The sequence below is a fragment of the Acinetobacter sp. A2 genome (genome assembly GCF_048537555.1).
In the GTDB taxonomy this organism is placed as follows: Bacteria; Pseudomonadota; Gammaproteobacteria; order Pseudomonadales; family Moraxellaceae; genus Acinetobacter.
In genome coordinates this window covers 1,441,024-1,453,680 of sequence record NZ_CP183239.1, presented here as the reverse complement: position 1 = coordinate 1,453,680, position 12,657 = coordinate 1,441,024, and the positions used below count along the sequence as shown (strand labels likewise).

At 40.0% G+C, this 12,657-nt stretch carries 9 protein-coding genes and 3 pseudogenes; 9 read left to right on the top strand and 3 right to left on the bottom strand.

What is annotated here, in order from left to right; all coding sequences use genetic code 11:
• The first annotated feature begins 224 nt into the window (after positions 1-224).
• A complete protein-coding gene (locus tag ACNS8M_RS06815; RefSeq protein ID WP_168419298.1) occupies positions 225-2,432 on the top strand; it encodes an OsmC domain/YcaO domain-containing protein in 2,208 nt (735 codons plus the stop codon).
• A 144-nt stretch (positions 2,433-2,576) separates the two neighbouring features.
• Here ACNS8M_RS06815 and ACNS8M_RS06810 read toward each other — a convergent pair whose 3' ends face one another.
• Together ACNS8M_RS06810 and umuD are read right to left on the bottom strand one after the other, a co-directional pair.
• Entirely contained in the window at positions 2,577-3,872 is a 1,296-nt protein-coding gene (locus ACNS8M_RS06810; protein ID WP_168419299.1) for a Y-family DNA polymerase, read from the bottom strand.
• A 40-nt stretch (positions 3,873-3,912) separates the two neighbouring features.
• Entirely contained in the window at positions 3,913-4,527 is a 615-nt protein-coding gene (gene umuD / locus ACNS8M_RS06805; protein WP_168419300.1) for a translesion error-prone DNA polymerase V autoproteolytic subunit, read from the bottom strand.
• 197 nt (positions 4,528-4,724) lie between these two features.
• On the opposite strand from umuD, the gene ACNS8M_RS06800 reads away from it, so the two are divergent.
• The 3 genes and pseudogenes from ACNS8M_RS06800 to ACNS8M_RS06790 all read left to right on the top strand — a co-directional run.
• Positions 4,725-5,306, top strand: a complete 582-nt coding sequence (locus tag ACNS8M_RS06800) for a hypothetical protein (protein ID WP_168419301.1) — start codon at positions 4,725-4,727, stop codon at positions 5,304-5,306.
• A gap of 92 nt (positions 5,307-5,398) precedes the next feature.
• Positions 5,399-6,586, top strand: a complete 1,188-nt coding sequence (locus tag ACNS8M_RS06795) for a phosphotransferase enzyme family protein (protein WP_168419302.1) — start codon at positions 5,399-5,401, stop codon at positions 6,584-6,586.
• 55 nt (positions 6,587-6,641) lie between these two features.
• Positions 6,642-7,070: pseudogene (locus ACNS8M_RS06790) on the top strand (TonB-dependent receptor plug domain-containing protein); the annotation flags it as partial.
• 16 nt (positions 7,071-7,086) lie between these two features.
• Here ACNS8M_RS06790 and ACNS8M_RS06785 read toward each other — a convergent pair.
• On the bottom strand, positions 7,087-8,115 hold the full coding sequence (locus tag ACNS8M_RS06785; RefSeq protein WP_007116247.1) for an IS701 family transposase: 1,029 nt from the start codon (positions 8,113-8,115) through the stop codon (positions 7,087-7,089).
• Between the two features lie 106 nt (positions 8,116-8,221).
• On the opposite strand from ACNS8M_RS06785, the gene ACNS8M_RS06780 reads away from it, so the two are divergent.
• From ACNS8M_RS06780 to ACNS8M_RS06760, 5 genes and pseudogenes are all read left to right on the top strand, one after another.
• On the top strand, positions 8,222-9,925 hold the full coding sequence (locus ACNS8M_RS06780) for a TonB-dependent siderophore receptor (protein WP_419225329.1): 1,704 nt from the start codon (positions 8,222-8,224) through the stop codon (positions 9,923-9,925).
• 99 nt (positions 9,926-10,024) lie between these two features.
• On the top strand, positions 10,025-10,300 hold the full coding sequence (locus ACNS8M_RS06775) for a hypothetical protein (RefSeq protein WP_168461656.1): 276 nt from the start codon (positions 10,025-10,027) through the stop codon (positions 10,298-10,300).
• Positions 10,301-10,398: 98 nt separating this feature from the next.
• A pseudogene (locus ACNS8M_RS06770) lies at positions 10,399-10,551 on the top strand (transposase); the annotation flags it as partial.
• Positions 10,552-10,682: 131 nt separating this feature from the next.
• A pseudogene (locus ACNS8M_RS06765) lies at positions 10,683-10,790 on the top strand (formate/nitrite transporter family protein); the annotation flags it as partial.
• Positions 10,791-10,852: 62 nt separating this feature from the next.
• Positions 10,853-12,607, top strand: a complete 1,755-nt coding sequence (locus tag ACNS8M_RS06760; RefSeq protein WP_168418664.1) for a bifunctional protein-serine/threonine kinase/phosphatase — start codon at positions 10,853-10,855, stop codon at positions 12,605-12,607.
• Positions 12,608-12,657: the final 50 nt, after the last annotated feature.

Here is a 12,657-nt window from a genome sequence, read left to right as displayed (position 1 = left end):
GCTTGAGGTAAATCCAGTAAAACTACATATACAGCATTACCAATTGTTATAAATCTCTTTATAATGTTGCGCATATTCGGGAGTTCACTGTAGGGTCGTACAGTATTAATTTATAACTCCCATCCGCATTGTTTAAGTCAATTTCTCCTCCGTGATTCGGCTTATAAATCAATATTTAAAAATTGTGTGTCTGATCAGGCACATACAGCGCTAGGTGTGCCAGCATGGAAATTAAAGTCAATTATCTTGACAATCTTCGTCTTGAAGCCAAATTTGACGATTTTACGGTAATTGCCGATCAGCCTATCCGTTATAAAGGCGATGGCTCTGCACCAGGGCCATTTGATTACTTTCTGGCATCTTCTGCTTTATGTGCAGCGTATTTTGTAAAAGTTTATTGCCAGTCACGTGATATTCCGACTGATAACATTCGTTTATCGCAAAACAATATTGTCGATCCTGAAAACCGTTATAAACAAATTTTTAAAATTCAGGTGGAATTACCTGCAGATATTTCTGAAAAAGACCGTCAGGGTATTTTACGTTCCATTGATCGTTGTACTGTTAAAAAAGTGGTACAGACTGGCCCTGAGTTTGTGATTGAGCAAGTCGAAAGTATTGATGCCGATGCACAGGCTTTATTGATGCCGAACCTGACTTCAGCTCAAGCCACGTATATTGCAGGCAAGGATTTACCTTTAGAAGAAACCATTGCCAATATGTCAGGTATTCTGGCAGGTTTAGGCATGAAAATTGAGATCGCTTCATGGCGTAATATTGTACCGAATGTCTGGTCATTGCATATCCGTGATGCACAATCGCCAATGTGTTTTACCAACGGTAAAGGGGCAACTAAAGAAAGTGCACTTGCCTCTGCATTGGGTGAATTCATTGAACGTCTGAACTGCAACTTCTTCTATAACGACCAATTTTGGGGCGAAGAAATTGCCAATGCTGAGTTCGTACATTATCCCAATGAAAAATGGTTTAAACCTGGGCCAAATGGCGAATTGCCTGCAGAAGTTTTAGATGAATATTGCCTAGAAATTTATGATCCTGAAGATGAATTGCTTGGTACGCATTTATATGACACCAACTCAGGTAATACAGAACGTGGTATTTGTTCATTGCCTTTTGTCCGTCAGTCAGATGGCGAGACTGTATATTTTCCATCGAATTTGATTGAAAACCTGTATTTAAGTAATGGGATGAGTGCAGGCAACACGCTTGCAGAAGCTCAGGTGCAGTGCCTGTCTGAAATTTTTGAGCGTGCAGTGAAGCGTGAGATTATTCAGGAAGAAATGAGCCTGCCTGATGTGCCACAAGAAGTATTGGCAAAATACCCAAGTATTGTTGCTGGCATTCAGGCGCTAGAAGAGCAAGGTTTCCCTGTATTAGTCAAAGATGCTTCATTGGGTGGCCAGTTCCCAGTAATGTGTGTGACCTTAATGAACCCACGTACAGGCGGTGTATTTGCTTCGTTTGGTGCACATCCTAATTTTAAAGTAGCTTTAGAGCGTAGCTTGACCGAATTATTGCAAGGGCGCAGTTTTGAAGGTCTGAATGACTTGCCACAACCAACGTTTAGCAGCAATGCAGTTACAGAGCCAAATAACTATGTTGAACATTTCATTGACTCAAGTGGTGTGGTGTCTTGGCGTTTCTTTAGTGCGCAGGCAGATTTTGAGTTTGTGGAGTGGGATTTCACCAACAATGGTCAATACAGCAACGTAGAAGAAGCTGAGGCTTTATTTACGATTCTGAAAGATTTGGGCAAAGAATCCTATATGGCGGTATATGAACACTTAGGTGCTACTGCTTGCCGAATCTTAGTGCCAGATTATTCAGAAGTGTATTTGGTGGAGGACTTGATTTGGGATAACACCAATAAAGCCTTGCTTTACCGTGAAGATATTTTGAATTTACACCGTTTGGATGACGCCCAACTTGAAGCCTTGGTTGAGCGTTTGGAAGAATGTGAGTTGGATGACTATACCGAAATTAAAACCCTGATTGGTATTGAGTTTGATGACAATACAGTTTGGGGACAACTGACCATCCTTGAATTAAAGTTGTTGATTTATCTAGCATTAGAACAGTTTGAAGAAGCTAAAGATTTGGTCGAAGCATTTTTACAATACAACACCAATACCGTAGAACGTGGCTTGTTCTATCAATGTATGAATGTCGTGCTTGAAGTCATTTTAGATGATGAAATGGATATCGCTGATTATGCAGTTAATTTCCGCCGTATGTTTGGCAATGAACGCATGGATGCAGTCATGGGCTCAGTTGAAGGCACAGTACGTTTCTATGGTTTAACTGAAACCAATATGCAACTTGAAGGCTTAGATCGTCATTTACGTTTGATTGAAAGCTACAAAAAACTGCATAAAGCACGAGCTAAGTTTGTCGGACTAAACAAAGGCTAATCTTGCTTAAGCCAGTACGCTCATCTAAATAAGCATCGCAAAAAGATGTTTGTTTGGATGAGCAGTTTTATGAATATCTTTTCTGTACAACTGAAGCAGATCTAGACACTATCAAAGACGAATCAGATAACAACTAAAAAAGCACTAATCGCCAAGTGCCAATAAGCCTTCCCAGCTAAAATAATTAGGACTTAGTTTGCTGCGATTCATAGCCCATGTACGGTCTTGCAATTTACATGCACCAATGGCAAGTTTTTGTGTGCCAAACTTATTTTTAACGCTATCTAGCACTTGTTGTAAGTGTTCCTGCTTTTCAATCTGTTCTGTATCTGCAAGTAAGTCGTGAATATAGCCTTGTTTTGGCTCAATTCCCGTTAGAATCACACCACACTTTTTAAAGGCAATACCTTCCTGAAATAGGGTAGAGATATGCTTCATGATGGCTTTGTTCATGATTAAGGCAGAATCTGTTGGCTCATTAAAGGCAATGGTCACCGATTGATTGTAAAAAGCTTGGTGCTGATCAAAACGACTGGATTGCGCAAAAATAATCATACAGGAACATAAGCTTTTTTCTGTTCTAAGCCTTTGCACAGCAGATTGTAAATAATCGCTCAGTGCTTCCGAAAGTGCATGAATGTCGGTGACTCGTTGTCCAAAAGAACGTGAGCTGATGATTTGCTGTTTACTGGCTGTGGTTTGTTCCAGTTCAATACACGGCGTACCTGTTAGCTCCAATATGGTTTTTTTCATTAAAATTGAAAATTTACGTTCCATGTGTTCAGGATCACTGATCGCTAAATCAAATACAGAATGAATCTTTAAAGCATGCAGTTTTTTTGCAAGTTTTCGGCCCACGCCCCAGACTTCATCAACATCAATGAGTTGAAATAAGGCTTCTTTGCTACATAAATCCATATCTATTAAATTGCACACGCCGTTGAAATAGCTATTTTTCTTGGCAATATGATTGGCCAGTTTTGCTTCAGTTTTACTGTGACCGATACCCACACAGACAGGTAGAGCCAGCCATTTCCATAAAGTTGCTTTAATTTCTTGTGCCAATTCATTTAAATCGGTTTGAGAATACGAACTCAGTTCAATAAAGGTTTCATCAATTGAATAAATTTCAATGTCTTTGGCACTAACAAACTGTTGAATCGTATTATTAAAACGTCTGGACATTTCTGCATAGAGAGCATAGTTACTCGAAAAGACGGCAATATTGTGTTGTTTGATCTGCTCTTGAATTTGATAAAAAGGCACAGCCATTTTTATACCGAGTTGTTTGGCTTCTTCGGAACGTGACACCACACAACCATCGTTATTGGACAAGACCACCACTGGACGATGATTCAGATGTGGTTGAAACAGCCGTTCACAGCTCACATAACAATTATTAATGTCAATGAGCGCAAAAATTTGCTTTAAAGGTTTCATGAATATTCTGCTTATTTGGCTTTTATTATGGTGTGCGGGTTTAAGCCATCAGGTTTTTTAAGTTCCAAGTCACCACGGCAAAGACTTCAAACGTTTGCCCATCTTTCAAATAAATACTGTCATAGTCAGGGCTTTCAGCTTTGAGCCAAGCATCAGGCAAAGTAGCAGGGTCGTAGTCTTCACCAAAATGTTCCACCAACTCACTTTTGGACATTTTGGCGGTAATCATCAAGCGTTTAATGGTTAAGTCTTTTTGGTCAATTAGGGCCACTACAATGCTGCGGTGTTTGGCTTCTTTGCTGCGATCTACCAATACAATATCGCCGTATTCAAGCCCGGCATTAATCATAGATGTGGTGCGTACCACATTTAAAAAGGTCGCATTTTCATTGGAAATTAGATACTCATTCAGATCAATATTTTTATCAATATAGTCTTGGGCAGGAGAGGGAAAGCCTGCAGGAATGGATTCGACGGCAACTGGAAGCGGTAAAACGGTACGTTTGCAAACAGGCTGAAAGTCTTGTTTATTCAGCAGTTCCATCTGCTCTAGAATGGAGTTTAAGGTTGGGCTAGGCTTGCCTTCAGTACCCATAATTTTTTGTAATGACGACCAAGCAGCATCAGAGAAGTAAATAGGTAACTTCTTGGACATGAGATGACTCCTACGCAACAAGGCGTGTTTGAAGTGTAATTTGATGTGTTGATAGCATAACTGAAATTGTGATCAAGATTCAATCTGATTAGGTGATTCGCCACTGAATAGAAATGAACTCTACTTTTGCATAGCTATACAAACATAGGGCTTTCCGTTAGGATTTTTCTATCGCAGCAGTAAATTTAGAGATGAGTATGCATATTGTTGAAGACATTTATTTAACGAAAGAAGAAGTTGAATCTTTACTGTTGGGATTAATCAATTCACAACTTGAACCTGAGTTTTTAATGCAGGATTTCATTAAACATCAGGTGTTCTCTTTGGCTGAATATTTTAAACAAAACTCCGAACATGAAATTGACTTTGCACAGATCAGTTGTCCGATCAAAGTCAGAGCGGAATACCAAAATCATCGTTTAAAACGTCAATTTTTAGTTGAGTTTCATCTCACCACAACACCTTTTTTTAATTATGAGCCTGAAGAAAATAGTGTGACCTATTCTTATATGATGAAAGATTTTTATCTGACCGATATTATTTTCTATGATGCTTATACGGGTGAAAATTTACAGGCTTGGATGCAAAAAAGATTTGTGATTTTACAAGGTGAGCGTGAAATAGAGGTGAACTCATTGTCATGGTATGCAGATTACAATTTACCGCAAGTCACGCAAAATATGGTGTCTTTTGTGAGTGAAGCGGCTTATGACACTGGTTTAGATCAGATTATAGACGACGTCAATTTACGCTTGCAGCAGGCAAAGATCGTGAATTAATTTGGAGTGCATCCATCTAAAAGTAGTTATTTTGGATGGATTATAGGGAATATACGATTGCACAATGCTGATCAGGTTTAGGAATATCTCAAATGACCACAATCACGCATGATTTAGGTCATGGCATGGGGAGCGACTGGGAAAATAAAGATTGGGCCCATATTACAGTTCCAGAATTACACCGCCTGCAACTGCATTACCCACGTTTGCAAGGTAACGTTCAAATTCTGTGGTGTAGTCCACGTCCATTTTCTTCTGCGGTACTGGTTGAAGTTACGCAGGTTTTATCTAACACGGGTCAAATAAATCTTCACTCATATTTCATTAAGCGTAGCCATCGTTCATTTCGCAATGCTCAAGATATTTTGCAAGAGCATGCCTTCCTGCAACATTTAGCCAGTAAAGACATTCCAGTTGCCACATTGATTGCCTCAAATTGCGGCCTGACAGCTTTAGAGATGGGGGATTGGACGTATGAGGTCTATGAAAAAGCAGTAGGCTTTGATTTATATGTCGATCAGCAATCTTGGACTCCTTTTTTCTATACCGAGCATGCAGCCAAAGTTGGAAGTTTACTTGCTAAACTGCATATCGCCATGCAGGATTTTCCTGAGTTACACGGCAGATCGGCTCGTTATTTGGTCTCGAATCAGCAGCTTTTAGAAAGTGAAAGTATTGTAACGGCTATTCAGCAACGTATTGATAATAGCCCTGAATTGAGTCGTTATTTTGCCGATAAAAACTTAGATGCTGTTTTTTTAGAGCGCATATTCCAGACACATCGTAAAATTAAGCATGTATTGCAGCAGGCGACTAAAATTTGGACACATAATGATTTGCATGCTTCCAATTTGTTTTGGTCTACGCAAAGTGCCGATGCCAATATTACAGCGGTGATTGATTTTGGCTTGTCAGATCGAAATTCAGCGCTTTATGACCTTGCCATAACGATTGAGCGTAACTTTGTAGATTGGCTAGCCTTAGCACATACATCACAACTAAAGATTGATGAAGCGGGTTTGAGTGCATTTTTACAGGCTTATTTTGCCGAACAGCATCCACAACAAGACTTTAGCATTTTGCCCGAACTGCTCAAAATCGTACATTTGGATTTTGCATTTTCAGAGCTTGAGTATTTTATTGGAATTACCAAAAACCAAAAACATGCAGATGCGGCTTATTATGATTGGATTATTGGGCATGTAGATTGGTTTTATTCAGAACAAGGGCAGCAATTTACCCAGACTTTAACTCGATTAATTCAACGCGAATTGTCATAATCTGCGCCTATCAAATGCCTCAAGTATCACCACCCATTTTTATGCAAGGTTTCGTATGTACAATCGTAAATTCAAACAGAATGTATTAACTACGTCTTTAAAAACTATCATTCTGTCACCGCTTTGTTTGACACCTCTGGTTTATGCTGAAAATGGTGTGCAACAGCTCGATACGATTGTCATTACAGCCGATGAATCAACGCCGTACTTTAGCTCTACAGTAAAAATTGAAGGTTTAGGCACAGATCGTCTACAAAAAGCACATGCCTCTATTTCTGTTGTCACTGCAGATGTAATTGCCGATCAACAAGCACGAGTATTGAGTGATGTCATTAAAAATGATGCGTCTGTGGGCGATGGTTATGCTGCGATTGGTTACTATCCCAACTTTGTATCACGTGGCTTTGCACTCGATTTAGCATCAAGTTATTTAGTGAATGGCAATGTGATACGTGGTGAACAAAACGTCGCACTTGAAAATAAATAGGACTTACGCACTATTATTTATAGATTCTCTGTGGTAGCAGATGATTTTTATCGAGAATAAAGTCATCAATGAAGTTTTTGATAACTGGTCTAAATAATTTCTTCTGCCAACGATATACATTTTCAAAGATCCGCTCAAACTGGTTCTTTTGTATCTCGACGTAGGCCATCAAGGCTGAAAAAATATGATTCAAAATCAGTTTAGATCGTCTTACTTGAAACTTTTCAATATGACAAACCTGTTTAATCACCCGGTGATATTGCTCTATTTTCCAATGACTTGAATGTAATTCATGAAAACCCTCAAAGGACAATAAATCATCTTCATCTTGATGCACAATATAAAACCTCTGCTGTTCTTTTAACTGAGTCTTAAATAATTGTACAAAGCCAAAATCTTTGAGCCAGACCACTTGACCCTGATGGAAATTTGGCAATAAACGCAGTTGAAACCATTGTCCTTTTTCTGGGGAAACCTTACGGTTACAGTCGATACCAAACATAAATCGAATACCATATTTTCTTATGGTTTTTAGATTTCCAGTCGATGAATACCAACTATCACCTGTAATAAATTGAATCTTTGCACCCCAACTGAGTACTTCACTTAACATATCCATAAAGTAATCATTCTTGGTTTTACTTTCAGATTTGTCATAAATTCGGAAATTAATTGGAATATTTTGACCATTCTGATCTGTCGCATACAAGGTAATGAGATTAATACCCTTGACGGATCGGTGGTGTTTGCCTGACCAAAAATAGCTAACCAAGTCCATATGTTGACTATAGGGTTTATCTAAAACAGTATCATCAATACTGACTATAAGTTTATTATTATCAATATGTTGAATTGCTTCTTGATATAGGTCGTGAGGTGTGTAGTCTTCACGTTCTAGAAAGCGATTTACACTATCATGCGAGATGTTATAAGTCTCGGCAAGTTGTGTGCAGCTAATAGAGTTCGGTTCTGTCATGAGAAAGCCCATATAAATGGGTAATGTACAAGTTGCTGTAGAAGCATGTTTAATTCGTCTGATCACAGATACTTTATAAAGTATTTTAATACTTTTTTGAATCCGTCAATGCGTAAGTCCTAATAAAGAACGTGTGGAAATTTTAAAGGGTATTTCTGCAATTCAAAGTGGTATGTCTACACCGGGCGGCGTGGTCAATTATGTCACTAAGCGACCTAAAGATATTCAGGCACTTAACTTTTCTGCAGATGAACATGGGCAGTTTGCAGTCGCAGGGGATGTGGGAGGATTTTGGGGGAAAGATCAACAATTTGGCTATCGCATCAATTTAGTCAATGAACAGATTGATTCTTATGTCGATCATGTAGATGGCGAGCGTTATTTGGCGGCATTAGCACTGGACTGGAAAGCTACAGCACAATCCAAATTCGAGTTTGATCTTGAAGCACAGCGTTCAGAACAAAAATCTGTACCAGGTTATCAATTACTTGATGGCAAAGTACCACAAAACGTGAAATGGGAGCGTTTGCTGGGTTACCAAAGTTGGGGCAAGCCTGTCACAATTGACAGCCTAAATAGCAGTTTAAAATACAACTATACGTTTAATGATGACTGGAATTTAGGATTGGTTGCCTCGCATAGCAAATCTAAAGTGGATGATTATTCAATATTTCCTTTTGGTTATTACCGAGATGGATGTTTGGAAGCATATTCGTGCAACACATTTGGTGCGCAGGGAGAATATGACCTTTATGACTACCAAAACCCAAATGACACATTTAAAACCAATCAATTTAAAATAAAGTTAGATGGCTTGGTCAATACCGATTGGGCAAAGCATCATCTTAGTTTTGATTTGACTCAAACAGATAAATCTAGACATCACTACACAGGTATATATCAATACGTAAATTCAACAGATTATGTAGGTAATATTTACCAAGATAGCTATGATAGGATTCGTGAAGAAGGAGATCTTGGTCCTTATTTTAAAGCTTTGGATAGTAAGCAAACTGCTTTTACGGTTATAGATCGCATTGAATGGAATGAGCAATGGTCTACTTTGATGGGCGGGAAATGGATCGAGCTTGATGAGCAAGCTTATAATGAAACCGAACAAGTCCGTGATACGGATTTAGGCAAATTTCTACCACAATTTGCAGTAAGTTATAGCCCAACGGAATCAACAACTGTGTATGCTTCTTATGCAAAAGGGCTGTCAGATGGAAAAACTGCACCTTGGTTTGCAGAAAATAGTGCAGATACATTAGCACCTATCCATTCTGAACAATATGAAATTGGCTTAAAACAACAGATTCATAACTTTTTATTGACGGCAGCTATTTTTGATTTACGTCAAGACAATCAATACTCTAAGCCGATCTCAGATAAGCGTTATTTTGTTCAAGAAGGTGAGCAACACAGTCTAGGCTTAGAATTAGGACTAAGTGGAGAATTAAGCGATTATTTAGCACTTAGCTCATCTTTAGCATTGACTAGAGCTCGTTTGGATGATGTTGAAGCGGTTGAATATGGCAATCATCAAGCGCAAAATGTACCTAAAATTCGTTTTGCAACGCATCTGACTTATCAAGTACCGACTATTGAAGGTTTTAGAGTACTTGCGGGTGGTCAGTATAGTTCGAGCAAATATGCCAATAAACAAGGTACTGCAAAAGTGAGTGGTTATAGCGTCTTTGATTTAGGCGCTGCTTATCAATTTAAGTTAAATACAACCGATGCGCAGTTACGTTTCAATATCAATAATTTATTGAACAAAAAATACTGGCGTGATGCAGGTGAATTCTATGGCGATGATTATTTATTCTTAGGTGCGCCACGTACAGCAACTTTTTCTTTAAATCTGAATTTCTAAATCTGTCGTATAAAAGCGAAAGAGATTTAGATAGAAAAATAAGTGAAACCCTGATTTTGATTGAAAATTAGTCAAAATTAGGGTTGGGTTAAGATTATAATGCAGCTCACTCAGTTTAATTTAGATCATTTAGATAAGACTTCACTAGATCAACAAGATATTGAATATAAAGAAATTGTTGACTATGAAATAGTCAGAGAAAGTATTTGTAGCTTGATATTCAAATTGAGTAGACAGGCTAAATTAGCTGATCCTGAACAACAAGTTGTATTTCAAAAAAATATAGATAAACTCGTCTACATCAGAGATCATTTGCAAATTCACGATAAAGCATCCATTCAAAACATCATGTCTGAGATTAAATCTCATCAATAACGATATACATGAGTAAGCATCCGGCTAACACAGCCTTACCAAGCGATCCTATAAGCCTTAATTTAGTTCCCACCTAAAAACAAGTGGGGACTTAATCCATGAACATGGATATATATTCAGCAACACCTCCTGTTGCTAAAAAACGCAGAACATACAGCAAAGAATTCAAACTCAGTATTGTCAATGCCTGTAAAAATCCTAATACCTCGATCGCTTCGGTCGCACTGCAACATAGTATTAATGTAAGCGTCCGCTGAACACACCTTCTGAATTCATCCTATAAGCCTTAATTTAGTCCCCACTTAGAAACAAGTGGGGACTTAAATTTATGACTACAAATAATCAGACATCCATCGCATCTCTTGCGAAAAAACGAAGAACATACAATGAGTTACCGGTAGCGCTGGGGAACCTGGTAGGTGGTTTGGCTTTAACTGGTCTTGCACTCTACACCACGCATGTCCGCACTGCACCAAAACGTGAGTTCTAAGTTTTAAGCCCACAGGATGAGTTCAGGAATCAGGGAAGATTCCAGCCAGTTGAGATCAGCGCATGTCCACTTTGCCATCTTCACACCAGACTTCACTTCAAATTCGGCTTGGGCAATATAGTGCTGCCGGCCGCAAAGAGAGCAATCAGGATTTTCATGGTTCGGCTGTTCCGGAGGGCTATCTGGCACAGCAAAAGGGCATTGCCTGCGCCATTGCCGATGGCATTAGCAGCAGCAATGTCAGTCATATCGCCAGTGAAACCGCTGTGTCCAGTTTTCTGGCCGATTACTTTTCGACGCCCGATTCCTGGAGCGTCAAAACTTCGGTCGACCGGGTGATTCGTGCCACCAATTCCTGGCTCTATGCCCAGACCCAGCAAAGTCAGAGCCGTGTCGATAAAGACCGCGGCTATGTCTGCACTTTTAGCGCGCTGGTATTCAAACATGAAACTGTACATCTGTTTCATATTGGTGATGCCCGTATTTACCGCTTGCGTGAGCAACAGCTGGAACAGCTCAGTGTCGATCATCGGGTCTGGTTATCTTCCCGGGAAAGCTATTTAAGCCGGGCTTTGGGCGTGGCGCAGAAAGTAGAGGTGGATTATCTGAGTCTGCCGTTGGCACAGGATGATATTTTCCTGTTGATGACCGATGGTGTATATGAATATCTGTCGGACAGCCAAATTATCGAGGCACTTCACAGCCCCGAAACTTTAGATCTTGACCAGGTAGCAGAAATGCTGGTCCATCTGGCCGATGCGCAGGGCAGTCCTGACAATTTAACCCTGCAAATTGTGCAGGTACAGCAGCTGCCACAACAGGCCCAGTCACAATTTCAGCCAAGTCACAACCAGCTAAGTCTGGCCCCGGATTTAAGCATAGGTCAGCAGTTTGAAGGCTACCGGATTCAAAACGTGCTGCACCAGAACCACCGTAGCCGTTTATATCTGGCTTGGGATGAGACGTGGCAGCAGCAACTAGTCATTAAAATTCCGTCACTGGATTTAACCCACGATGTGCAGGCACTGGAGCGTTTTTTGCTGGAAGAGTGGGTGGCGAAACGGATTCAGCATCCACAAGTTTTAGCGGCCTATCCGCATCAGCGCAGTAAATCTTATTATTTTCAAACCTATGAATATTTATCTGGCCAGACCTTAAATACCTGGCTGCATCAGCAGCGCCAGCCGATTGCGCTTGAAACCGCCATCCAGATTACGGAACAGATCATTAAAGGTTTGAAGGCTTTTCACCGGCTGGACATGCTGCATCAGGATATTCGCCCTGAAAATATCATGCTGAATGCACAGTTAGAGCTAAAACTGATTGATTTTGGTGCAACCCTGGTCAAGGGGATTTCCGAATCACAGCCGCAACATGCCGCGGCTTTGGGCACCTTGGCCTTTATGGCGCCGGAATATTTTTGCTCGCGGCCGGTTTCCACCCGTTCAGACCAGTTTTCACTGGCCGTGGTACTGTATTATGTACTTAGCAAACAGTTACCCTATGGCACCGAACTGGCGCGTTGTCAGACGCTTAAACAGCTAAAAACGGTGCGTTATCATTCAATTTTAGAATATCGGCCAGATATTCCGGTGTGGATTGATGGAGCCTTGCATAAGGCCTTGGCCCTGATGCCAAATGAACGCTATGAGGTATTGTCGGAATTTCTGTATGATCTTAAGCATCCTAACCGGTATTTTTTAAAGCCGGTTCAGTCTTCCTTGCTGGATAAAAATCCTGTTAGATTCTGGCAGGCGGTTTCAGCTATGTTATTTTTATGCTTGCTGTTGTCTTTGGCGTTGATGTTTAGTGTTTAGACATCAGCTGGCTTGAACCGGTGGGCATCATTCTTCAAGAGTTGTTCAAT